Consider the following 23,220-nt stretch of genomic DNA (forward strand, 5'->3'; position numbering starts at 1 on the left):
GCAAGAATCAGCGTTCGCAACATTTGCGTGCAACTGAGCCAAACCATTTCCTCGCATCGCCCGGTTTTGGTGCTGTACTGCCTTGAGCATTTCGCGAAAGCGCGCAAGCCCGTGCATGGCATAAGTCTTGCGCGCTTTCCCATACGCCCAAGGCTCGCAGGAGGCACGCCGTGTCGATTCATGTCGCATTGCATCACGTCACGCATTATCGCTACGACCGCGCTGTCGAACTCGGCCCGCAGATCGTCCGCCTGCGCCCGGCGCCCCACAGCCGCACGCGAATTCTTTCCTATGCGCTGAAAGTCTCGCCAGAGCAGCATTTCATCAACTGGCAGCAAGACCCCCAAGGCAATTACCTGGCACGTCTGGTGTTCCCGGAAAAAACCGCAGAGCTGCGCATCGAAGTCGATCTGGTCGCGGAAATGGCGGTGTTCAATCCGTTCGATTTCTTCCTCGAAGCGTACGCCGAGCGAATCCCGTTCAGCTACGCCGCCGACGAGCGCAAGGAGTTGGCGCCATACCTCGAAACCCTGCCGCTGACGCCAACGTTCAAGGCTTACCTGGACAGCATCGACCGCACGCCACTGCCGGCGGTGGATTTTCTGGTGGCGCTCAATCAGCGCCTCAGCGAAGACATCGGCTACCTGATCCGCATGGAGCCCGGCGTGCAGACTCCGGAGCACACACTGCAACACGCCTCCGGTTCCTGCCGTGATTCGGCATGGTTGCTGGTGCAGCTGTTGCGTAATCTCGGTCTGGCGGCGCGGTTTGTTTCCGGCTACCTGATTCAACTGACCGCCGACGTGAAAAGCCTCGACGGCCCGTCGGGCACCGAAGTCGACTTCACCGACCTGCACGCCTGGTGCGAGGTGTATCTGCCGGGGGCCGGCTGGATTGGCCTTGATGCGACGTCCGGGTTGTTCGCCGGGGAAGGGCATATACCGTTGGCGTGCAGTCCCGATCCGTCCTCGGCGGCGCCGATCAGTGGTCTGGTCGAACCTTGCGAGACACAGTTCAGCCACGAAATGTCGGTCGAGCGAATCTGGGAAGCGCCACGTGTCACCAAGCCCTACACCGATGAACAGTGGCGGGCGATCCAGGCGCTGGGGCGGCAGATCGATGCCGATCTGCTCGAAGGCGATGTGCGCCTGACCATGGGCGGCGAACCGACCTTCGTCTCCATTGACGACCCGGACGGCGCCGAATGGAACACTGCCGCGCTGGGGCCGGACAAGCGTCGGCTGTCCGCCGAACTGTTTCAACGCATGCGCAAGCAATATGCACCGCAGGGGCTGGTGCATTTCGGTCAGGGCAAGTGGTATCCCGGCGAGCAATTGCCGCGCTGGTCGCTCAATTGTTACTGGCGCCGCGACGGTCAGCCGATCTGGCACAACGACGCATTGATCGCCGACGAACAGCAGGACTACGGCGCCGACGGCGAACTGGCCGGACGCTTTCTTGCCAGCGTCGCCGAGCGCCTGAAGTTGCCTGCACGCTTCGTCTTCCCGGCCTACGAGGATCATCTCTATTACCTCTGGCGCGAGGGCGCGTTGCCCGGCAACGTCAGCGCCGAAGATTCGCGGCTGGAAGAACCGCTGGAGCGCGCGCGATTGCGCAAGGTCTTCAGTCAGGGCCTGAACAAGGTGATCGGCCAGGTGCTGCCGCTGGCGCGCACGGCAAAGGGCGATCAATGGCAGAGCGGGCGATGGTATCTGCGCGATGAGCACTGTCGCTTGGTGCCGGGGGATTCGCCGCTGGGTTATCGCTTGCCGCTGGCGTCGCAGCCGTGGGTGAAAGCGGCGGAATATCCGTTCATCCATCCCAACGATCCGAATCAGGACTTCGCTGAACTACCGGATGCCGCGCAGCTCGGTGTGCACGGCGAACCTGCTGCGCTGGATGAGCGGGTGCCGAAAATCGACGAGTCCGCTGACTGGCTGACCCGTACCGCATTCTGCGCCGAGGCCCGCGAAGGCCGGCTGTATCTGTTCATGCCGCCGCTGGAGCGGGTCGAGGATTATCTGGAACTGGTCTCGGCCATTGAGGCCACCGCTGAAGAACTGCATTGCCCGGTGCTGCTGGAAGGCTATGAACCACCAAGTGATCCGCGCCTGAGCAATTTCCGTGTCACTCCGGACCCGGGCGTGATCGAGGTCAACGTGCAGCCATCGGCGACCTGGGACGAGTTGGTCGAGCGCACTGAGTTTCTCTATGAACAGGCACGACAGACCCGGCTGACCACCGAGAAGTTCATGATCGACGGGCGCCACACCGGCACCGGCGGCGGCAACCATTTCGTCCTTGGCGGCGCGACACCGGCGGACTCACCGTTTCTGCGGCGGCCGGATCTGCTGCGCAGTCTGATCAGTTACTGGCACAACCATCCTTCGCTGTCGTACCTGTTTTCCGGCCTCTTCATCGGCCCGACGTCCCAGGCGCCACGCGTCGACGAGGCGCGTAATGACGCCTTGTACGAACTGGAAATCGCTTTCGCGCAGATGCCGGAACCGGGCGAGGAATGTGCACCGTGGCTGGTCGATCGACTGTTGCGCAATCTGCTGATCGACGTCACCGGCAATACCCATCGCGCCGAATTCTGCATCGACAAACTGTATTCACCGGACGGCGCCACCGGGCGTCTCGGCTTGCTGGAACTGCGCGCTTTTGAAATGCCGCCCCATGCGCGCATGAGTCTGGCTCAGCAGTTGCTGCTGCGGGCGCTGGTCGCGCGCTTTTGGCGCGAGCCTTACGCGCCGGCGAAACTGGCACGCTGGGGCACCGAGCTGCACGATCGCTTCCTGCTGCCGCACTTTATCGAAGAGGATTTCGCCGACGTCATCGTCGAGCTCAACAACGCCGGCTATCCGTTGCGTGCGGAGTGGTTCGCGGCGCATCTCGAGTTTCGTTTTCCCAAGGTCGGTGACTACGCCGTCAATGGCATCGAGCTGGAGCTGCGTCAGGCGCTCGAACCCTGGCACGTGCTGGGCGAGGAGGGCTCGGCGGGCGGCACGGTGCGCTACGTCGATTCATCGCTGGAGCGCTTGCAGGTCAAACTCAACGGCTTGCCGCCACAGCGCTATCTGCTGACTTGCAATGGCGTCGCGGTGCCGTTGCACCCGACCGGGCGGGTGGGTGAGTTTGTCGCCGGGGTGCGCTTTCGGGCGTGGCAACCAGCCAACTGTCTGCATCCGACCATACCGGTGCACGCGCCGTTGGTGTTCGACCTGCTCGATACCTGGATGGGGCGTTCGCTGGGTGGTTGCCAGTACCACGTCGCCCATCCCGGCGGGCGCAATTACGAGACCTTGCCGGTCAATGCCAATGAAGCGGAGAGCCGGCGCATGGCGCGGTTTTTCCGCCTCGGACACACGCCGGGGAAACTTCCCGTACCCAAGGTAGAAATCAATGACGAGCTACCGATGACCATCGACCTGCGCCGTTACTAGAGCCTACGCAACACGCGGATTTTTCGTATATCCGCGTGTCATGTGCCTGCGTTAGTCTGACCGTTCCCTGCTGTCTGCCGAGCTTTCCATGCCTGACCTGTTAGACCGCTACCCGCTGACTGCGGGCACCTATCACGAACTGCTCGACGGCAGCGGCGCAGTGCGTGCGCATTGGCAGCGCCTGTTCGATCAGTTGCAGCGCAGCAGCCCGGCGCAACTGGTGCAGCGTCAGGCCTTGCTGGCGCGGCAGATTCAGGAAAACGGCGTCACCTATAACGTCTATGCCGATCCCAAGGGCGCTGACCGGCCGTGGGAGCTGGATCTGCTGCCCCATGTGATCGCGGCTGATGAATGGCAGCAATTGTCCGCTGGCATCGCTCAGCGTGCGCGCTTGCTCAATGCAGTGCTGGCGGATCTGTACGGTCCGCAGCGGTTGATCAGCGAAGGCCTGCTGCCCGCCGAGCTGGTGTTCGGGCACAACAATTTTCTCTGGCCCTGTCAGGGCATTGCCCCGCCCGAGTCAGCCTTTCTGCATTTGTATGCCGTGGATCTGGCGCGCACGCCGGATGGTCGCTGGTGGGTCACTGCCGATCGCACCCAGGCGCCGTCCGGGGCCGGCTATGCGCTGGAAAACCGCACCATCGTCTCCCGCGCCTTTCCCGATTTGTACCGTGATCTGAAGGTTCAGCATCTGGCCGGTTTCTTCCGCACCTTGCAGGAAACCCTGGCCCGTCAGGCACCGCAGGGCGATGACGCACCGCTGGTGGTGCTGCTGACGCCGGGGCGGTTCAATGAAAGTTATTTCGAGCACCTGTATCTGGCGCGCCAGCTCGGTTATCCGCTGGTCGAGGGCGGCGATCTGACTGTGCGTAATGCCACGGTGTACCTGAAAACCCTCAGCGGCCTGCGCCGGGTGCACGCGATCATGCGCCGCCTCGACGATGATTTCTGCGACCCGCTGGAACTGCGGACCGACTCGGCGCTCGGGGTCCCCGGTCTGCTGGAGGCGGTGCGTCAGGGGCGGGTGCTGGTGGCCAATGCGCTAGGCAGCGGGGTGCTGGAATCGCCGGGGCTGCTGGGGTTTTTGCCGAAGATCAACCAGTTCCTGTTTGACGAAGAACTGATCCTGCCGTCGATCGCCACCTGGTGGTGCGGTGAAGCGCCAGTGCTGGCGCAGGCGTTGGAAAAACTTCCGGAGCTGCTGATCAAACCGGCGTTCCCGTCGCAGAGCTTTGCTCCTGTTTTCGGCCGTGACTTGAATGAAAGTCAGCGCCTCGAGCTGGCGCAGCGTATGCAGGCACGGCCTTATGCGTACGTCGCGCAAGAGCTTGCGCAACTGTCGCAGGCGCCGGTCTGGCAAGCCGAGGACGGTCATCTGCAACACCGCGCGATCGGCATGCGCATGTATGCGGTGGCCAGCCACGACGGCTACCGCGTGTTGCCGGGTGGTCTGACCCGAGTGGCGGCCGACGCCGATGCCGAGGTGGTGTCGATGCAGCGCGGCGGGGCGAGCAAGGACACCTGGGTGCTCAGCGACCGTGCGCCGAGTGGCGAGCAGTGGAAGGCGCAGCGCAATGTCGGCGTGCACGATCTGGTCCGCCGCGATCCATATCTGCCGTCGCGGGTGGTGGAAAATCTGTTCTGGTTCGGCCGCTACTGCGAGCGCTGTGACGACAGCGCGCGGCTGCTGCGCATCATGCTCACGCGTTACGTCGATGGCGATGATCCGCAGGCGCTGCAAGCAGCGGTCGATCTCGGCGAGCGGCTGGCGCTGTTGCCGGATGAGGGCGAACTGCCGGAGCGCCTGCTCGCTGCGTTGCTGGGCGAGGATTGGTCGTTCAGCCTGCGTTCCAATTTGCAACGCCTGCAATGGGCCGCCTCGCAAGTGCGCGGCAAGCTGTCCCGGGAAAACTGGCAGGCGCTGGTCGAATTGCAGCGCGAGGCGCTGGAGCTGGAAGTCGATGAACCGGACTTCGGCGAACTGCTGGATTTCCTCAACCGTCTGGTGATGTCGCTGGCAGCGCTGTCGGGGTTTGCCCTGGATGACATGACCCGCGACGAAGGCTGGCGTTTTCTGATGATTGGCCGGCGCATCGAACGCCTGCAATTTCTCAGCAGCAGTCTGGCGGCGTTTCTGCGCGGCGCGGGTGCGTTCGATCAGGCGGGGCTGGAGTGGTTGCTGGAGTTGGGTAACAGCAGCATTACCTATCGCTCGCGCTATCTGGCGGTGGCGCAACTGATTCCGGTGCTGGATTTGCTGCTGCTGGATGAGCAGAACCCCCACGCGGTGCTGTTTCAGCTGAAACTGGTGACACGCACGCTGAAACGCCTGAACGACGATTTCGCCGCGCCTCGGGAAACCGCGCTGCCGCAACTGGTCGAGCGCCTGTCGCGGTTTGATCTCGGTTGCCTGGAGAATCCGCTGTTCGGCAAATCCAGCGTACGTGCCGCGCTGGATGGTCTGGCCGATCTGTTGCATAAAATCGCCGAAGCCAGCGGCCAGGTATCGGATCGTCTGGCGCTGCGCCATTTCGCCCATGTCGATGATGTCAGCCAGCGAACGGTGTCCGTGTGATGAGCGCTCAATATCAGATCTTCCACGACACCTGTTATCACTACGACAGCCCGGTCTCCCTCGCGCAGCAACTGGCGCACTTGTGGCCGCGCGAATGCAGCTGGCAGCGCTGCACCGAGCAGCAGTTGCTGATCAGCCCCGAGCCGACCATGCGCCGTGATGAACTGGACGTATTCGGCAATCCGTTGACGCGTCTGGCGTTTGAGCGGCCCCATGATGAATTGCAGGTCAACGCCCGGCTGACGGTGGAGGTGCTGGCGCGACCGGCGCTGGATTTCAACCAGTCGCCCGCGTGGGAGCAGACCCGCGATGCGCTGACCTACAGCAGTCAGCCGTTGTCCGCCGACTTGCTCGAAGCCTGTCGCTACCGGTTTCAGTCGCCTTATGTGCATTTGAAGCGCAGCTTCGTCGAGTTCTCGCAAAGCTGTTTTCCGCCAGGGCGACCGTTGCTGCTCGGGGTGCAGGCGCTGATGCAGAAGATCTTCAGCGAATTCACCTTCGATGCCGAAGCCACCCAGGTGGCGACGCCGCTGGTGGAAGTGCTGGAGCGTCGACGCGGCGTCTGTCAGGACTTCGCTCATCTGATGCTGGCCTGTGTGCGCTCGCGCGGTCTGGCGGCGCGTTATGTCAGCGGCTACCTGCTGACCCAGCCGCCGCCGGGGCAGCCACGCCTGATCGGCGCCGACGCCTCGCATGCGTGGGTATCGGTGTTCTGTCCGGTATCGGGCTGGGTGGATTTCGATCCGACCAATAATGTGCAGCCGGCGCTGGAACACATCACGCTGGCGTGGGGAAGGGATTTCTCCGATGTGTCGCCGTTGCGGGGGGTGATTCTCGGTGGCGGTAATCACGACCCGGAAGTGCGGGTTACGGTGATGCCTCAGAATTGATGGGTTTTCAGATGTGGGAGCGAGCCTGCTCGCGATAGCGTCAGGTCAGCCAATGGATTTGTAACAGATACACCGCTTTCGCGAGCAGGCTCGCTCCCACAGTGATTTTGGTGTGTCAGGGAAAGCAGGGCTGTGAGGGCCGGCAGCAGAACTGCCAGCCCCGTCACAAATCCGCAGGGTCTGATTCGATCATCAAACCCGGTGGGGCTCAGGCGTCGGGCGTCTGATCTTTCGGTGCATCGGATGCATCAACATCATCATCGGTCGCCACTTCACCGTCAGGGTTCAGTGCCGCTTCTTCAGCGGTTTGCTTCTTGCGCTGAAGCTTTTCCTCTTTCTTCTGTTCCTTTGCCAGGTCTCGTTGACGTTTGGCGAAGGAGTAATTGGGTTTGGCCATGGGCGATCCTCTGGGGTCGAAGGTGAGGTTGAGCGGCGCGTATTCTGCCCTGTATCGGTGTCCGGGGGTTAACCGGGTTTTTGGTCGACCCACTTGGGCGTGACGGTCGGCTGCCACTGATCGAGGGCGTCGAGCAGGGAATCTGGCGATTCGCTCACTTGCAGCATGTCACGGTGTGGCGCGCGAACGAAGCCTTCGCCGACGATATGATCGAGAAAAGCCGTGAGTTTGCTGTAGAAACCGTTCACTTCCAGCAGCCCCAAAGGCTTGCCGTGATAGCCGAGCTGGCCCCAGGTCCAGACTTCGAACAGCTCTTCCAGCGTGCCGAGGCCGCCGGGCAGGGCGATGAACGCATCGCTCAGCTCAGCCATCCGCGCCTTGCGCGCATGCATGCCGTCGACCACTTCCAGGCGCGTCAGGCTCTTGTGGCCGATCTCCTTGTCCATCAGGCTTTGCGGAATGATGCCGATCACTTCGCCGCCAGCCGCCAGCGCGGCATCAGCGACAATGCCCATCAAACCGACGGCACCACCGCCGTAGACCAGCGTCAGATTACGCTCGGCCAATGCCCGGCCGAGGGTCACGGCAGCTTCGGTGTAGGCCGGCACGGTACCGGCGTTGGCACCGCAAAACACACAAACGGATTTCAGCGACATGCGTTACTCCTGAGTCGATCAGTCGCACAGGGTAACGGCTGGCACGCTGCGCTCCAAGGTCTAGACTTCGCGTTCGGGTGATTCAAAAGTACCGCTGGCGCCACAGGCGTAGGCGGCGAGCAAGCTGCACAACAGGCCGTTAAAGAACATGACTGGCACTCCGTTTCAGTAGGTGGGCCGATCATAGGTCTGGGCCAACGAAATGGCCGTTAGATTGTGTCGATGAGTGTCATAGCCTGAAAGTTGTATACAATTTTTGACTCAAGTCATATGAACTTGCGATGATTTCAGGCAGTCTTTCCACCACTAGTGTTTTTGTTAACCCTGCCTTGGAGATTCACCATGTTTTCCAAAGTTGTTGCGGTATCCCTGCTGGCGCTGGCCAGCAGCCAATTGATGGCTGCCGAGTGCAAAACCACCGTTGATTCCACCGATCAGATGTCCTTTAACACCAAGGAAATCGTGATCGACAAGAGCTGCAAGACCTTCACCGTCGAACTGACCCACTCCGGCAGCCTGCCGAAGAACGTCATGGGTCATAACCTGGTGATCAGCAAAGAAGCTGACATGCAGCCAATCGCTACCGACGGCCTGGCAGCCGGTATCGACAAGAACTACCTGAAAGATGGCGACGCACGAATCATCGCCCACACCAAGATCATCGGCGCCAAGGAAACCGATTCGGTGACCTTTGACGTTGCCAAGGTGGCTGACGGTGGCTACGGCTTCTTCTGCTCGTTCCCTGGCCACATCTCGATGATGAAAGGCACCATCGTCGTCAAGTAATCAGGGCCAATGTGGGAGCGAGCCTGCTCGCGAAGAGGCCATCCGCTTCACTGATGGCCAAAGAAAAAGCCCGCTGAGGATCACTCCTCCGCGGGCTTTTTCATGCCTTTGAAAAATCAAGGCGCAAACGGCATGACCCGCTTGTGATGAGTCTTGTTGTACGTATCGACAATGATCTTCGCCGCCTCGTCCCGCACCGTTTCCCCGTGCAGAAACGCATCGATCTCGGCATAGGTCACGCCATGCGCTGCTTCGTCCGGTTTGCCCGGCGAAAGATCTTCCAGGTCTGCCGTCGGCACTTTCTCGACCAGCGTTTCCGGCGCGCCAAAGCTGCGGGCAATCGCACGCACCTGATTTTTCACCAGACCGCTGAGCGGGGCGAGGTCGCAGGCGCCATCGCCGAATTTGGTGAAGAAACCCATCACTGCTTCCGCCGCGTGGTCGGTGCCAATCACCAGACCGCCCGCCACCCCGGCAATCGTGTACTGCGCCACCATGCGCATCCGTGCCTTGGTATTGCCCAGCACGAAATCCACTGACGCCGCCGGTTTGCCTTCGAACGCCGACACCTGAGCCGCCAGCGCCTTGACCGCCGGGCCGATGTTCACGGTGTGGATTTCGTCAGGGGCGATGCAGTCGAGCGAGGCCTTGGCGTCGTGCTCGTCAAACTGGGTTTCGTAGGGCAGGCGCACGGCGATGAATTTGTAGCGGTCGTCGCCGGTTTTTTCGCGCAGTTCACGTACCGCGCGCTGGGCCAGGAGGCCGGCGGTCAGTGAATCGACGCCGCCGCTGATGCCCAGCACCAGGGTCTTGAGCCCGGAATTGACCAGACAATCCTGAATGAACGTCAGGCGCCGGGCGACTTCGGCCTGCAGGGCCTGATCGTCGGCGAACGGTGGTTGCACCTTGAGCTGCTCAGCAATCTCACGCTGTACGGCTTGCATGAATTCACTCCTTGCTAGATAGACTGGATTCGGCAGGAACCTGAAACACATGTCGCAAATAGGCGACGAAATTCGGATCTTTGCAGTGGGTCTTGCCAGGCTCGTCGGAGATCTTCGCCACCGGCTGGCCGTTGCAGGCGGTCATTTTAAGCACGATGCTCATCGGTTCGACACCCGGGATATCGCAGGTGAGGTTGGTACCGATGCCGAAGCTCACATTGATGCGACCGTGCAGCGCGCGGAAAATCTCCAACGATTTCGGCAGGGTCAGACTGTCGGAGAACACCAGGGTCTTGCTCATCGGGTCGATGCCGAGCTTGTGGTAGTGCGCGATGCACTTTTCGCCCCACGCCACCGGGTCCCCGGAATCGTGGCGCAGGCCATCGAAGAGCTTGGCGAAGAACAGATCGAAATCGCCAAGAAACGCATCGGTAGTGATGCAGTCGGTGAGGGCGATGCCGAGCAGGCCACGGTACTCGCGAACCCAGCAATCGAGCGCGGCGATCTGGCTGTCGATCAGGCGCGGGCCGAGTTGCTGATGGGCCATGATCCACTCGTGGGCCATGGTGCCCAGCGGTTTCATGTCGAGCTCGCGGGACAGATGCACGTTGCTGGTACCGACGAAACGCCCCGGGAAATCATGCTTGAGCACGTTGACCACTTCGGCCTGCACGCCAAAGGAAAAGCGTCGGCGGGTGCCGAAATCGGCGACCTGCAATTGCGACAGCTCATCGGCCGAAGCATTGGCGGTCAGCCAGTCGAACTTGCGATACAGCTGTTCGCGTGCCTGCTCCAGCGAGGTCTCCCGGTAGCGATAGCGATTGCGCACTTCGCTGACGATCGCCAGCAGCGGCACCTCGTAGAGGATCACATGCAGCCATGGCCCGCGCAGGCGGATGAACAGTTCTCCGTTCTCGATGCCTGTGTGCAGATAGCGCAGATTGAAGCGGAACAGGCCGAGGAAGCGCAGAAAATCCGGTTTCAAAAAGCTGATGCGCTCGAGAAAACTCAACTGATCGGCACTCAGGCTCAGCTCGGCCAGACGCTCGATCTGATGACGAATCTCGGCCAGATACGGACGCAGGTCCTCGGCGTTGCGGCAACGGAACTCCCATTCGACTTCGACGTTGGGGTAGTTGTGCAGCACCGCCTGCATCATCGTCAGCTTGTAGAAGTCGGTGTCGAGCAGGTTCTGCACGATGCGATCGGCAAACACACTCTCGCTCATAAACGGGTCTCCAGTTGCGCCGCGCCTGGCGCGGTCTATATCGATGGCGCTAGTGGCGCATATCGGCGGTGGGGATTGCCAGCATTTTTTCAGAGCGCCGCAGATCCACTGTGGGAGCGAGCCTGCTCGCGAATGCGGTGTGTCAGTTAAAGATGATGTGGCTGACCCGACGCTTTCGCGAGGAGGCTCGCTCCCACAGGGATCCCGGTTGACCTCACAGCGGGCTATCGATTTGTTCAAGCATCCATTTCACAAAATCCCGCACCTTCGGCACTTCCGCCGCGTGCTCCGGGTAGGCCAGGTAATAGGCATCGCTGCTGGGCATTGCATGCTGCCAGGGTATGACCAGTTTGCCTTCGGCCAATTCCTCTTCCACCAGAAACCGCGGCAGCAGCGCCACGCCACAACCGACCTGGGCGGCGCGGATGCACATGTAAAAGGTTTCGAAACGCGGCCCGTGGTAGCTGTGTTCGGTGTGGTAGCCCTGACTGTCGAACCAGTCGTGCCAGGCCTGCGGTCGCGAGGCATTTTGCAGCAGCACCAGGTCGGTGAGTTGCGTCGGGTCAGTGAATGGTGTGTCCGGCAGGCTGGCCGGGGCGCAGACCGGCACCAGTTGTTCGCCGAACAATTTCAGACATTCGGTGCCCGGACGCGAAGCCTGGCCGAAATAGAAAGCCAGATCGCTGCGCCCTTGCAACAGATCGTCGGCCTCCTGTTCGTTGCACAGATCCAGATGAATCGACGGATGGCGCAGGCGCCAGCCTTTCAGGCGCGGCACCAGCCAACGGGCGCCGAAGGTGGAAGGGGTAGAGACTCGCAGGACTTCGGTCTCGCCGCCGTAGGAACGCAGGTAATGCGTCGACATCTCCACTTGGCTGAGGATTTTTCTTACCTCGACCAGATACAAATCCCCGGCCGGCGTCATCTGCAAGCGCCGACGCACGCGGCGGAACAGCAAGTGCTGCAACAGTTCTTCAAGCTGCGCGACCTGTTTGCTCACCGCACTCTGGGTCAGGTTCAGCTCTTCGGCGGCGCGGGTAAAACTCAGGTGCCGGGTCACGGCCTCGAAGCATTGCAGCGCGGTGATCGAGGGCAAGTGGCGTTTGTTCAGCATGGCCAGTCCTTTTTCTTGTCTTTCGCTAGGCAGCATGAATAAACGGAATGATATCTGGCGTAAAGGTCGTTTGTTGCATCGCCGCAGTGAGGCTACAACTAAAGGCCTGCCCGGCCATGCGAAGGATGGCCGCACACATTCTGTTTTTGCTTGAGGAGAGACCGATGGTAGCCGCATTGCTTGATCGTCTGGGAGTCAACCCGGCCCTGTACCAGAACGGCAAAGTGCCGGTGCATTCACCCATCGATGGCAGCGAAATTGCCTCGGTGAACTGGGAGGGCGCAGCCGAAGTCGAGCAGCACATCAGTCGCGCAGATCATGCATTCGAGCACTGGCGCAAGGTGCCAGCGCCGCGTCGCGGTGAGCTGGTGCGCCAGTTCGGCGAAGTGTTGCGCGAGTACAAGGCCGACCTTGGCGAGCTGGTATCGTGGGAAGCCGGCAAGATCACTCAGGAAGGTCTGGGTGAAGTGCAGGAGATGATCGACATCTGCGATTTCGCCGTTGGCCTGTCGCGCCAGTTGTACGGTCTGACCATCGCCTCCGAGCGCCCGGGCCACCATATGCGTGAAACCTGGCATCCGCTTGGCGTGGTCGGCGTCATCAGCGCGTTCAACTTCCCGGTCGCAGTGTGGGCGTGGAACACCACCCTGGCGCTGGTCTGCGGCAACCCGGTGGTGTGGAAGCCATCAGAGAAAACCCCGCTGACCGCGCTGGCCTGTCAGGCGCTGTTTGATCGCGTAGTGAAGAATTTCAGTGATGCCCCACCGAGCCTGTGCCAGGTGGTGATCGGCGGTCGCGATGCCGGCGAAGCGCTGGTCGATGACCCGCGTGTCGCGCTGATCAGCGCCACCGGCAGCACGCGCATGGGCCGCGAAGTGGCGCCGAAAGTCGCCGCGCGTTTCGCCCGCAGCATTCTTGAGCTGGGCGGCAACAACGCGATGATCCTCGGCCCGAGCGCCGATCTGGACATGGCGGTGCGCGCGATTCTGTTCAGCGCCGTCGGCACCGCCGGGCAACGCTGCACGACTTTGCGCCGTCTGATCGCCCATGAATCGGTCAAGGAAGAAATCGTCACTCGCCTCAAGGCTGCCTATTCGAAAGTACGCATCGGCCATCCGCTGGAAGGCAATCTGGTCGGCCCGCTGATCGACAAGCACAGCTTCGAAAACATGCAGGATGCGCTGGAACAGGCACTGAGCGAAGGCGGCCGGGTGTTCGGTGGCAAGCGTCAACTGGAAGAGCAATTCCCCAACGCCTACTACGTGTCGCCGGCCATCGTGGAAATGCCTGAGCAGAGCGACGTGGTCTGCAGCGAAACCTTCGCGCCGATTCTCTATGTGGTTGGCTACAGCGATTTCGAGGAAGCGCTGCGCCTGAACAATGCCGTGCCGCAAGGCCTGTCATCGTGCATCTTCACCACCGACGTGCGTGAGGCCGAGCGGTTCATGTCGGCGGTCGGCAGTGACTGCGGCATCGCCAACGTCAACATCGGCCCGAGCGGTGCGGAAATCGGCGGTGCATTTGGTGGCGAGAAAGAGACCGGCGGCGGCCGTGAGTCCGGCTCCGATGCCTGGCGCGCGTACATGCGTCGGCAGACCAACACCGTCAACTACTCGCTGGAATTGCCGTTGGCGCAGGGCATTACATTCGATTAAGCAGCTACAAGCTTCAAGCTACAAGCGTCAAGCAGACCGGCTTGCAGCTTGTAGCTTGTGGCTTGCAGCTGCTCCGACAGGAGCTTGGCAATGCTGTTACGCGAAGAATGTCTGTGGGAAACGCTCACGCCACAACGCCCGGATAACGCGGCGCTCAGAGGCGAGGTCAAGGTCGATGTCTGTGTGATCGGCGCCGGGTTCACCGGGTTGTCGGCGGCGCTGCATCTGCTGGAAAAAGGCAAAAGCGTCTGCGTGCTGGAAGCGCATCGCGCAGGGCACGGTGGCTCCGGGCGCAATGTCGGGCTGGTCAACGCCGGCATGTGGATTCCTCCGGACGAGATCGAAGCGGGGTTCGGCGAGGCGGTCGGCAGTCAGCTCAACCGCATGCTCGGTGCGGCGCCGGCGCTGGTGTTCAGCCTTGTGGATAAATACGCCATCGATTGCCAGTTGCGCCGCGAAGGCACTTTGCACATGGCGCATAACGCCAAGGGCGAGGCGGATCTGCGCAGTCGCGAGCAGCAATGGAAACGTCGTGGCGCGCCGGTCGAACTGCTGACCGGCAAGGCCTGCGAGCAAGCCACCGGCACGCAGAAAATCGCCGCCGCGTTGCTTGACCGCCGCGCCGGCACGCTCAATCCGATGGCCTATGTCACCGGGCTGGCCAATGCCGTGCGCGGGCTCGGCGGGCAGATGTTCGATCATTCGCCGGTGACTCGCCTCGAGCGCATCGGGCAGAACTGGTCGGTGCAAACCGCCCAAGGTTCGGTACTCGCTGAACAAGTGGTCATCGCCTCCAATGCCTATACCGAAGGCGACTGGACCGAGCTCAAGCGCAATTTCTTTCCCGGTTATTACTACCAGGTCGCCTCGGTGCCACTTACCGAAGACGCTGCGCAAGAAATTCTCCCGGGCGGGCAGGGCTCGTGGGACACCCGTCAGGTATTGAGCAGCATCCGTCGCGACAAGGACGGGCGCCTGTTGCTTGGCAGCCTCGGCAATGGCAATCAGAAACCGACCTGGTTTCTCAAGGCCTGGGCTGATCGGGTGCAGCAGCATTACTTCCCCAATCTGAAGCCGGTCGAGTGGGAATGCACCTGGACCGGGCGCATTGCCTTTACCCCTGATCACCTGATGCGGCTGTTCGAGCCCGCGCCCGGACTGGTAGCCGTCACCGGTTATAACGGTCGCGGCGTCACCACCGGCACGGTGGTCGGCAAAGCCTTCGCCGATTACCTGTGCAACGGCGATCCGCAGGCACTGCCGATTCCCTTCGCACCGATGCAGCCCCTGGCCGGAGTGGGCTTGCGCAGTTGCCTGTACGAGGCCGGGTTTTCCCTGTATCACGCGGGCCAGTGCCTGCGCATCGTCATTTGAGTGTTGAAATTTGTTGCCGCAAGCGGCGCTTTTGCATCCAGCGACTAGCCTGTAATGGTGCGGGTTGTAGCAGTCCCGCACCAGCAGTGTGCAGTTCGGTGACGCGGGCTGTTACAGGCTGGTTGCACGTCGTTTGCCGCTGCGGTTGCAATGATGGCGCGTGCGGGTTGCGCCTGAAAAAACAAATGGTTTCACCTTCCGCGGTTTAGACGGTTGCACGCCCAATGAAAATGGGACCGAAACAGTCGAAATAACAACAACGCAGCGACTTTTTGAAGAATAAAAAACCGATGGCACGGGCCTTGCTCTGAGCTTTGAGTGAAGTGAAGTCGCAGTGCCAACTAAAAAAAACCTTGGAGCACCACCTCATGTCCCAGACGTTTTACAAGAAAGGCTTTCTGGCCCTCGCAGTCGCTACTGCGCTGGGTGTTTCTGCGTTTGCTCAAGCTGATATCAAGATCGGTGTAGCGGGTCCTATGACCGGTGCCAACGCGGCATTCGGCGAGCAGTACATGAAGGGTGCACAGGCGGCGGCCGATGCGGTCAACGCGGCGGGCGGCGTCAACGGGGAAAAAATCGTCCTGGTCAAAGGCGATGACGCCTGCGAACCGAAGCAGGCAGTGACGGTCGCCAAGGACCTCACCAATCAGAAAGTCGCCGGCGTGGTCGGGCACTTCTGCTCCTCGTCGACCATTCCAGCCTCGGAAATCTACGACGAAGCCGGCATCATCGCGATCACCCCGGGCTCGACCAACCCGCAAGTTACCGAACGCGGCCTCAGCGCCATGTTCCGTATGTGCGGACGTGACGACCAGCAAGGCATCGTTGCCGGCGACTACATCGTCGACATGCTCAAGGGCAAGAAAGTCGTTGTGCTGCACGACAAGGACACCTACGGCCAAGGCCTGGCGGACGCCACCAAGGCTCAGCTGGAAAAACGCGGCGTCAAGCCTGTGCTGTACGAAGGCCTGACCCGTGGCGAGAAAGACTTCAGCACCATCGTCACCAAGATCCGTGGCGCCGGCGCCGATGTCGTCTATTTCGGCGGCCTGCATCCGGAAGCCGGTCCATTGGTTCGCCAGCTGCGCGAGCAGGGTCTGAAAGACGTCAAGTTCATGTCCGATGACGGCATCGTGACCGACGAGCTGGTGACCACCGCTGGCGGCCCGCAATTCACCGACGGCGTGCTGATGACCTTCGGCGCCGACCCGCGCCTGTTGCCTGAAAGCAAGACCGTAGTGGACGCGTTCCGCAAGGCCGGCACCGAGCCTGAAGGCTACACCCTGTACGCCTACGCCTCGGTTCAGACCCTGGCGGCAGCGTTCAATGGCGCCAAGTCCAACAAGGGTGAAGAGGCTGCGGCCTGGCTGAAGAAAAATCCGGTGAAAACCGTGATGGGCGAAAAAACCTGGGACTCCAAGGGCGACCTGAAAGTCTCCGACTACGTGGTTTACCAGTGGGACAAGGACGGCAAATACCACCAGCTGGAAAAGCAGAAGTAAGGGGTGAAGCGATCACTCGGCTCACTTGAAACCCTGTGGGAGCGAGCCTGCTCGCGAAGACGCACTGACAAACAACCTCTGCGTTGAATGTTCAACCGCTTTCGCGAGCAGGCTCGCTCCCACAAAGGGGTTCCGTGTGGTCAGGGCTGATCACGCTCCGACATTGCTCCGACGTACATCTGTATTTTTCCTAGAAGAACCGCGCACCCTTGGTGCGCAGGTTCTCACTGCGTGAGATTGCGTTATGGATGGTATTTTCCTGCAGCAACTGGTCAATGGCCTGACCCTCGGGTCGGTCTATGGCCTGATCGCCATCGGCTACACAATGGTCTACGGCATCATCGGCATGATCAACTTCGCCCACGGCGAGGTTTACATGATTTCCGCTTACCTGGCGGCAATCAGTCTGGCTCTGCTGGCTTACTTCGGTATCGAATCCTTCCCGCTGCTGATGCTCGGCACGCTGATCTTCACCATCGTCGTCACGGCGGTATATGGCTGGGTCATCGAGCGTGTTGCCTACAAACCCCTGCGTAACTCGACCCGCCTGGCGCCGCTGATCAGCGCTATCGGTATTTCGCTGATTCTGCAGAACTACGCACAGATCGCTCAGGGCGCCAAACAACAGGGCGTGCCTACGCTGCTGACCGGTGCCTGGCGTGTTGAAGTCGGTACCGGCTTCGTACAACTGACCTACACCAAAGTCTTCATCCTGATCGCCGCGTTTGTCGGCATGGGGCTGCTGACCTACGTCATCAAATACACCAAGCTCGGCCGCATGTGCCGTGCGACCCAGCAAGACCGCAAGATGGCCTCGATCCTGGGGATCAACACCGACCGGGTGATTTCCTATGTGTTCATCATCGGTGCAGCCATGGCCGCACTGGCCGGTGTGCTGATCACCATGAACTACGGCACGTTCGACTTCTATGCCGGCTTCATCATCGGCATCAAGGCGTTCACCGCAGCGGTTCTGGGCGGCATCGGTTCACTGCCCGGCGCGATGCTCGGCGGGATCATCCTTGGCATCTCCGAGTCGCTGTTCTCCGGTCTGGTCAACTCCGACTACAAAGACGTGTTCAGTTTCTCGCTGCTCGTCCTCGTACTGGTCTTCCGGCCGCAGGGCCTGTTGGGCCGTCCTCTTGTGTCGAAGGTGTAAGCGATGTCTGCAACCACTGAAAAATCCATCGATATCAAAAAAAGTCTGGTCGAGGCGATTCTTGCCGGCCTGATTGCGCTGATCGTGTTCGGGCCGATTGTCGGCGTGGTTCTCGACGGCTACAGCTTCAACCTCGAGGCGACTCGCGTGGCGTGGATCATTGCCATCGTCATGGCCGGTCGCTTTGCCCTCAGCCTGTTCCTGCAAACCCCCAAGGGCCTGAAGATCCTCGACGGGTTCGAGAGCAGCGGTTCCGGCGTGCACGTGCTGCCGGCGGACTACAAATCGCGGCTGCGCTGGATCATCCCGCTGATTATCGTGCTGGCGATCATCGTGCCGTTTGTTTCCAACTCCTACCTGCTCGGCGTGGTCATCCTCGGGTTGATCTACGTGCTGCTGGGGCTGGGGCTGAACATCGTGGTCGGTCTGGCCGGGCTGCTCGATCTCGGTTACGTGGCGTTCTACGCCATCGGTGCCTACGGTCTGGCTTTGGGTTATCAATATCTGGGTCTGGGTTTCTGGACCGTGCTGCCGCTGGCGGCAATCACCGCAGGCCTGGCCGGCTGCATTCTCGGTTTTCCGGTGTTGCGTCTGCACGGTGACTATCTGGCGATCGTGACCCTGGGTTTTGGTGAAATCATTCGTCTGGTGCTGAACAACTGGCTGTCCCTGACCGGCGGCCCGAACGGCATGCCGGCGCCATTGCCGACGTTCTTCGGCCTGGAGTTCGGCAAGCGGGCGAAGGATGGCGGAGTACCGTTCCATGAGTTCTTCGGTCTGACCTACAACCCCGACGTGAAGTATTACTTCATCTACGCAGTGCTGTTCCTGGTGGTGCTGGCGGTGTTGTACGTCAAGCATCGGCTGGTGAAGATGCCGGTCGGTCGCGCCTGGGAAGCCCTGCGTGAAGATGAAATCGCCTGCCGCTCGATGGGCCTCAACCACGTGCTGGTCAAGCTCTCGGCGTTCACCATCGGTGCGTCGACGGCGGGTCTGGCCGGGGTGTTCTTCGCCACTTATCAAGGCTTCGTCAACCCGACCTCGTTCACCTTCTTTGAATCGGCGCTGATCCTCGCCATCGTCGTGCTCGGCGGCATGGGCTCGACCATTGGCGTAGTCATCGCCGCATTCGTGCTCACCGTCGCTCCGGAACTGCTGCGCGGCTTCGCTGAATACCGCGTGCTGCTGTTCGGCATCCTGATGGTGTTGATGATGATCTGGCGACCACGCGGGCTGATCCGCATCAGCCGCACCGGGGTCAAACCACGCAAAGGTGCCATTCACTACGAGAGGACTGCGCCATGAGTGAAGTCGTACTCTCTGTTGAAAAACTGATGATGCATTTCGGTGGCATCAAGGCGTTGAGCGATGTCAGCCTGAAGGTCAAACGCAATTCGATCTTCGCCCTGATCGGACCCAATGGCGCCGGCAAGACCACGGTGTTCAACTGCCTGACCGGTTTCTACAAGGCCACAGGCGGCAAGATCGAACTCAATGTGCGCGGCCAGCAGACCAACGTCATCCAGTTGCTGGGCGAGTCGTTCAAACCGGCCGATTTCGTGTCGCCGAAATCCTTCCTCAGCCGCATGTACTACAAGATGTTCGGCGGTACTCACCTGGTGAACCGTGCAGGTCTCGCCCGTACGTTCCAGAACATTCGCCTGTTCAAGGAAATGTCGGTGCTGGAAAACCTGCTGGTGGCGCAGCACATGTGGGTCAACCGCAACATGCTCGCCGGTATTCTCAACACCAAGGGCTATCGCAAGGCCGAGAGCGATGCGCTGGATGTCGCGTTCTACTGGCTGGAAGTGGTCGATCTGGTCGACTGCGCCAACCGTCTCGCCGGTGAACTCTCGTACGGCCAACAACGCCGTCTGGAGATCGCTCGGGCCATGTGCACGCGGCCGCAGATCATCTGCCTCGACGAACCGGCCGCCGGCCTCAATCCTCAGGAAACCGAAGCGCTCAGCGCGATGATCCGGCTGCTGCGCGACGAGCACGATCTGACCGTGGTGCTGATCGAACACGACATGGGCATGGTCATGAGCATTTCCGATCACATCGTGGTTCTTGACCACGGCATCGTCATCGCCGAAGGCGGGCCGGAAGCGATCCGCAATGATCCGAAAGTGATCGCGGCCTATCTGGGCGCCGACGAAGAGGAGCTGGTATGAGTCAACCGATCCTCGAACTGCGCAATCTGGACGTGTTCTACGGCCCCATCCAGGCGCTCAAAGGCGTTTCCCTGCAGATCAACGAAGGCGAGACCGTCAGCCTGATCGGCTCCAACGGTGCCGGCAAGTCGACCTTGCTGATGTCGATCTTCGGCCAGCCACGGGCGGCGGGCGGGCAGATTCTGTATCAGGGCGTCGACATTACCCACAAGTCCTCGCACTACATCGCCTCCAACGGCATCGCGCAGTCACCGGAAGGGCGGCGGGTGTTCCCCGACATGACCGTCGAGGAGAACCTGCTGATGGGTACCATCCCGATTGGCGACAAGTACGCCAAAGAGGACATGCAGCGCATGTTCGAGCTGTTTCCACGGCTTGAAGAACGGCGCAATCAGCGGGCGATGACCATGTCTGGCGGTGAACAGCAGATGCTCGCCATCGCGCGTGCGCTGATGAGCCGGCCGAAGCTGTTGCTGCTCGATGAACCGAGCCTGGGCCTGGCACCGATCGTGGTGAAGCAGATTTTTGCCACTCTGCGCGAGTTGGCCAAAACCGGCATGACCATCTTTCTGGTCGAGCAGAACGCCAACCATGCGCTGAAGCTGTCGGACCGGGCGTATGTGATGGTCAACGGCGAGATTCGCCTGACCGGCACCGGTAAAGAACTGTTGGTGAACGAGGAGGTGCGTAACGCCTATCTTGGCGGGCACTGATTCTTCTCGCGGTTGTACACAGCCCCGGCGACGAAAGTCCCGGGGCTTTTTTATTTTTTGGAATTCACCACAGGTAAATTGGCTAATTCCCGAAATTGTGGAAAACAAATTCCCCAAGCTGCCAAAGCGCGACATATAGACGCTGCAAATGGCTGTTTTTCCACAGTTTTGACTTGTCCCCGGTTACTGTGGAACTGGCTGTGAATAACATGGGTGTATATGGTTGCAGGCCTTGTAATACGTGGCCTCCAGGCTTGTGATTGTTTTTTGATCAGTCAGTTTCAAGCAGGCGCGAGGCGCCATTGTCAACCTTTTTATAGCGAATCCAGGTCGGGTACTGTTGTGTGTAAAAGCCTGTGGATAAGTCTGTGACTAAACTCTGGAAAGACCTCGCGGAGCGCCGTAATTGCTGGCCTCGCGCAATCACCCGGTTGCACCGTCCGTCGTGCAAAATGCCCTGTGCCGCACATCCCCCGCCTCACGGTCAAGCAAAAAACTTTCCATTTCGCCCGCAAAGCCTTGTGTGGCGCGGCTTTGCGCGTTTGCACTTGCCCCCGGAAACTGTGGAGCAGACTGTGGATAACATGCGTGCACATGGCTACAGGCCACGCTGGCTATGGCCTAGGCAGGTCTGGTTGATTTTTGTACAGCTGGCAAGTGTTGCCCGTATCCGCGAGGGCGGGCATGCTGCCTGCTGATTTTCTATTCCAAGGGCTGCCGTGGCGGCCGAAGCAAGGAGAACACGATGTCCGACACCCTGTTTATCACCGGCGCGACGTCCGGTTTTGGTGAAGCCTGTGCCCGGCGTTTTGCCGAGGCTGGCTGGAAGCTGGTCGTGACCGGCCGTCGTGAAGAACGCCTCAATGCCCTCTGCGCAGAACTGTCGAAGCAGACCGAAGTGCATGGTCTGGTCCTCGATGTGCGCGATCGCAAGGCGATGGAGGAGGCAATCGCCAACCTGCCGCCGTCGTTTGCCAAACTCCGTGGCCTGATCAACAACGCTGGCCTGGCGCTCGGCGTCGACCCGGCGCCGAAGTGCGATCTGGATGACTGGGACACCATGGTCGACACCAACGTCAAAGGCCTGATGTACGCCACCCGCCTGCTGCTGCCTCGGCTGATCGCCCACGGCCGTGGCGCCGGTATCGTCAACCTCGGTTCCATCGCCGGCAACTATCCGTACCCGGGCAGCCACGTGTACGGCGCGAGCAAAGCCTTCGTCAAACAGTTCTCGCTGAACCTGCGTTGCGACCTGCAGGGCACTGGCGTGCGGGTCAGCAATATCGAGCCCGGCTTGTGCGAAAGCGAGTTCTCGCTGGTGCGTTTTGCCGGTGATCAGGAACGCTACAACGCCACCTACGCCGGCGCCGAGCCGATCCAGCCGCAGGACATCGCCGAGACGATTTTCTGGGTGATGAACACCCCGGCGCACATCAACATCAACAGCCTGGAACTGATGCCGGTGAGCCAGACCTGGGCCGGGTTTGCCATCGAGCGTAACAAGGCTTGATACCGCGCTGAGGCCATTCGCGAGCAGGCTTGCTCCCACAGGAGAATGCATTTCAAACTGTGGGAGCGAGCCTGCTCGCGAAAAGGCCGGCACAGGCAAAACAGGACGATAAGCTAAACTCCGCACTCAACCAGCCCACTGCATTCGGCGGTGTGCAAGGTTTCATGAGGAGTTCAAGTGAGTAACCGAGGTGAGCAGGCACTGCTCAAACAGTCGACGCTGCTGATGCTGGCGGTGTCGATTGCCGGGATCGTCACCGGTTTTGTTTCAGGTTCGCAATCCATCCTGTTCGATGGCTTTTTTTCGCTGATCGCGACATTCATCAAAATCCTGATGCTGATCACCGCCCGGCTGATCGCCAAGCAAAGCAATCAGCGTTTCCAGTTCGGCTTCTGGCATCTGGAACCGATGGTGTTGCTGATCGAGGGCAGCTTCCTGCTGTTGATCGCCATCTACGCCTTTCTCAACGGCGTGTTCGGCATCATCAATGGTGGTCGTGATATCGAGTTGGGTCTGGTGATCGTCTATGCGGCGGTGTTTACCGTCGTCGAGTTCGCCTACTTCTTTTACGTGCGCCGGCGTAATCGCACGCTCAAATCCAGCCTCATCCAGTTCGACAACATCAGTTGGCTGGTGGACGCGATGCTGTCTGTGGGCCTGTTGATCAGTTTCCTCGCGGCGCTGCTGCTCAAGTCTCAGGGCTATGGCGAGTGGGCGGTGTATGTCGACCCACTGATCCTCATCGTGCTGGCCCTGACCATGCTGCCCCCGGCGTTGAAGATCCTCGGCCCGGCGTTGCGTGATGTGCTGGGTATTGCCCCGGACACTCTGGATGAGCAGGTCAGGCAGGTCATGGAGGTGGCGAAGGTCGAGCATGGTTTCGAGGATTACGTGTCCTACGTGCAAAAGCACGGTCGGGCGCGGTTCATCGAAATTCATGTGGTGTTGCCGGCGGAGTATCCGCTGCGCAATGTCGCGCAGCTGGACGCGCTACGTGAGCAGATATCGGCGCAGTTGGGTGAACCGGATGCGGCGAGGTGGCTGACGATCAGCTTCACCGGGGACAAGAAGTGGATTGCCTGATCTGACCCGGATGT

18 protein-coding genes are annotated in these 23,220 nt (G+C 60.6%); 13 read left to right on the forward strand and 5 right to left on the reverse strand.

The features are described from left to right. Positions 1-170 precede the first annotated feature (170 nt). The 3 genes from V8J63_RS15775 to V8J63_RS15785 all read left to right on the forward strand — a co-directional run bounded on the left by V8J63_RS15775 (position 171) and on the right by V8J63_RS15785 (position 6,911). Positions 171-3,446 carry a transglutaminase family protein gene (locus V8J63_RS15775; protein WP_336464305.1) on the forward strand — a complete coding sequence of 1,092 codons (3,276 nt, stop codon included), beginning with the start codon at positions 171-173 and terminating at the stop codon, positions 3,444-3,446. Between the two features lie 88 nt (positions 3,447-3,534). After that, complete coding sequence (locus tag V8J63_RS15780; protein WP_336464306.1) at positions 3,535-6,021, forward strand: circularly permuted type 2 ATP-grasp protein; 2,487 nt, start codon at positions 3,535-3,537, stop codon at positions 6,019-6,021. Beyond that, positions 6,021-6,911, forward strand: a complete 891-nt coding sequence (locus V8J63_RS15785; protein WP_016771928.1) for a transglutaminase family protein — start codon at positions 6,021-6,023, stop codon at positions 6,909-6,911. The genes V8J63_RS15780 and V8J63_RS15785 overlap by 1 nt, the downstream gene beginning before the upstream one ends. A 208-nt stretch (positions 6,912-7,119) precedes the next feature. Here the strand turns inward: V8J63_RS15785 and V8J63_RS15790 are convergent, their stop codons facing one another. Next, positions 7,120-7,308 carry a hypothetical protein gene (locus V8J63_RS15790; RefSeq protein ID WP_016771927.1) on the reverse strand — a complete coding sequence of 63 codons (189 nt, stop codon included), beginning with the start codon at positions 7,306-7,308 and terminating at the stop codon, positions 7,120-7,122. Between the two features lie 68 nt (positions 7,309-7,376). After that, positions 7,377-7,964: a TIGR00730 family Rossman fold protein gene (locus tag V8J63_RS15795; RefSeq protein ID WP_016771926.1), complete on the reverse strand. Its 588-nt coding sequence runs from the start codon at positions 7,962-7,964 to the stop codon at positions 7,377-7,379. Between the two features lie 342 nt (positions 7,965-8,306). Between V8J63_RS15795 and azu the strand changes: the two genes are divergently transcribed. Then, positions 8,307-8,750, forward strand: a complete 444-nt coding sequence (gene azu / locus V8J63_RS15800) for an azurin (protein WP_016771925.1) — start codon at positions 8,307-8,309, stop codon at positions 8,748-8,750. Positions 8,751-8,866: 116 nt separating this feature from the next. Here the strand turns inward: azu and nadE are convergent, their stop codons facing one another. The 3 genes from nadE to V8J63_RS15815 form a co-directional block, all read right to left on the reverse strand. Further along, a complete protein-coding gene (gene nadE, locus V8J63_RS15805; protein WP_016771924.1) occupies positions 8,867-9,694 on the reverse strand; it encodes an ammonia-dependent NAD(+) synthetase in 828 nt (275 codons plus the stop codon). Between the two features lie 4 nt (positions 9,695-9,698). After that, on the reverse strand, positions 9,699-10,922 hold the full coding sequence (gene pncB / locus V8J63_RS15810; RefSeq protein ID WP_024011382.1) for a nicotinate phosphoribosyltransferase: 1,224 nt from the start codon (positions 10,920-10,922) through the stop codon (positions 9,699-9,701). Between the two features lie 214 nt (positions 10,923-11,136). Further along, entirely contained in the window at positions 11,137-12,036 is a 900-nt protein-coding gene (locus V8J63_RS15815; RefSeq protein WP_336464307.1) for a LysR family transcriptional regulator, read from the reverse strand. Positions 12,037-12,200: 164 nt separating this feature from the next. On the opposite strand from V8J63_RS15815, the gene amaB reads away from it, so the two are divergent. The 9 genes from amaB (at position 12,201) to V8J63_RS15860 (ending at position 23,206) form a co-directional block, all read left to right on the forward strand. Beyond that, a complete protein-coding gene (gene amaB, locus V8J63_RS15820) occupies positions 12,201-13,691 on the forward strand; it encodes an L-piperidine-6-carboxylate dehydrogenase (protein ID WP_130888324.1) in 1,491 nt (496 codons plus the stop codon). Positions 13,692-13,781: 90 nt separating this feature from the next. Beyond that, the gene (gene amaA, locus V8J63_RS15825; RefSeq protein WP_336464308.1) at positions 13,782-15,065 is read left to right on the forward strand and encodes an L-pipecolate oxidase; all 1,284 of its coding nucleotides are present in this window, start codon (positions 13,782-13,784) and stop codon (positions 15,063-15,065) included. Positions 15,066-15,433: 368 nt separating this feature from the next. After that, positions 15,434-16,567, forward strand: coding sequence for an ABC transporter substrate-binding protein (locus V8J63_RS15830; RefSeq protein ID WP_016771919.1), 1,134 nt, complete (start codon positions 15,434-15,436; stop codon positions 16,565-16,567). Between the two features lie 244 nt (positions 16,568-16,811). After that, positions 16,812-17,726 carry an ABC transporter permease subunit gene (locus V8J63_RS15835; protein ID WP_016771918.1) on the forward strand — a complete coding sequence of 305 codons (915 nt, stop codon included), beginning with the start codon at positions 16,812-16,814 and terminating at the stop codon, positions 17,724-17,726. Between the two features lie 3 nt (positions 17,727-17,729). Then, complete coding sequence (livM, locus tag V8J63_RS15840; RefSeq protein WP_016771917.1) at positions 17,730-19,031, forward strand: high-affinity branched-chain amino acid ABC transporter permease LivM; 1,302 nt, start codon at positions 17,730-17,732, stop codon at positions 19,029-19,031. After that, positions 19,028-19,900 carry an ABC transporter ATP-binding protein gene (locus V8J63_RS15845; protein ID WP_336464309.1) on the forward strand — a complete coding sequence of 291 codons (873 nt, stop codon included), beginning with the start codon at positions 19,028-19,030 and terminating at the stop codon, positions 19,898-19,900. Before livM ends, V8J63_RS15845 begins: the two co-directional genes overlap by 4 nt. Then, complete coding sequence (locus V8J63_RS15850) at positions 19,897-20,613, forward strand: ABC transporter ATP-binding protein (RefSeq protein ID WP_076565449.1); 717 nt, start codon at positions 19,897-19,899, stop codon at positions 20,611-20,613. The genes V8J63_RS15845 and V8J63_RS15850 overlap by 4 nt, the downstream gene beginning before the upstream one ends. A 745-nt stretch (positions 20,614-21,358) precedes the next feature. Beyond that, positions 21,359-22,123 carry an SDR family oxidoreductase gene (locus V8J63_RS15855; RefSeq protein ID WP_336464310.1) on the forward strand — a complete coding sequence of 255 codons (765 nt, stop codon included), beginning with the start codon at positions 21,359-21,361 and terminating at the stop codon, positions 22,121-22,123. Positions 22,124-22,300: 177 nt separating this feature from the next. Then, positions 22,301-23,206 (forward strand): cation diffusion facilitator family transporter, encoded by a 906-nt coding sequence (locus tag V8J63_RS15860; RefSeq protein WP_125926259.1) that lies wholly within the window; start codon positions 22,301-22,303, stop codon positions 23,204-23,206. The last annotated feature ends 14 nt before the right edge of the window (positions 23,207-23,220 follow it).

The organism is Pseudomonas sp. CCNWLW23 (genome assembly GCF_037095675.1).
Lineage (GTDB): Bacteria > Pseudomonadota > Gammaproteobacteria > Pseudomonadales > Pseudomonadaceae > Aquipseudomonas > Aquipseudomonas atacamensis.

What these genes read in the sequence shown, in the direction of transcription:
- V8J63_RS15850 (WP_076565449.1), top strand. Translation starts at nt 19,897, where the DNA reads ATGAGTCAACCGATCCTCGAACTGCGCAATCTGGACGTGTTCTACGGC.
- V8J63_RS15835 (WP_016771918.1), top strand. Translation starts at nt 16,812, where the DNA reads ATGGATGGTATTTTCCTGCAGCAACTGGTCAATGGCCTGACCCTCGGG.
- pncB (WP_024011382.1), bottom strand. Translation starts at nt 10,922, where the DNA reads ATGAGCGAGAGTGTGTTTGCCGATCGCATCGTGCAGAACCTGCTCGAC.
- V8J63_RS15815 (WP_336464307.1), bottom strand. Translation starts at nt 12,036, where the DNA reads ATGCTGAACAAACGCCACTTGCCCTCGATCACCGCGCTGCAATGCTTC.
- V8J63_RS15855 (WP_336464310.1), top strand. Translation starts at nt 21,359, where the DNA reads ATGTCCGACACCCTGTTTATCACCGGCGCGACGTCCGGTTTTGGTGAA.
- livM (WP_016771917.1), top strand. Translation starts at nt 17,730, where the DNA reads ATGTCTGCAACCACTGAAAAATCCATCGATATCAAAAAAAGTCTGGTC.
- amaA (WP_336464308.1), top strand. Translation starts at nt 13,782, where the DNA reads ATGCTGTTACGCGAAGAATGTCTGTGGGAAACGCTCACGCCACAACGC.
- V8J63_RS15795 (WP_016771926.1), bottom strand. Translation starts at nt 7,964, where the DNA reads ATGTCGCTGAAATCCGTTTGTGTGTTTTGCGGTGCCAACGCCGGTACC.
- amaB (WP_130888324.1), top strand. Translation starts at nt 12,201, where the DNA reads ATGGTAGCCGCATTGCTTGATCGTCTGGGAGTCAACCCGGCCCTGTAC.
- V8J63_RS15785 (WP_016771928.1), top strand. Translation starts at nt 6,021, where the DNA reads ATGAGCGCTCAATATCAGATCTTCCACGACACCTGTTATCACTACGAC.
- V8J63_RS15780 (WP_336464306.1), top strand. Translation starts at nt 3,535, where the DNA reads ATGCCTGACCTGTTAGACCGCTACCCGCTGACTGCGGGCACCTATCAC.
- V8J63_RS15845 (WP_336464309.1), top strand. Translation starts at nt 19,028, where the DNA reads ATGAGTGAAGTCGTACTCTCTGTTGAAAAACTGATGATGCATTTCGGT.
- V8J63_RS15830 (WP_016771919.1), top strand. Translation starts at nt 15,434, where the DNA reads ATGTCCCAGACGTTTTACAAGAAAGGCTTTCTGGCCCTCGCAGTCGCT.
- azu (WP_016771925.1), top strand. Translation starts at nt 8,307, where the DNA reads ATGTTTTCCAAAGTTGTTGCGGTATCCCTGCTGGCGCTGGCCAGCAGC.
- nadE (WP_016771924.1), bottom strand. Translation starts at nt 9,694, where the DNA reads ATGCAAGCCGTACAGCGTGAGATTGCTGAGCAGCTCAAGGTGCAACCA.
- V8J63_RS15790 (WP_016771927.1), bottom strand. Translation starts at nt 7,308, where the DNA reads ATGGCCAAACCCAATTACTCCTTCGCCAAACGTCAACGAGACCTGGCA.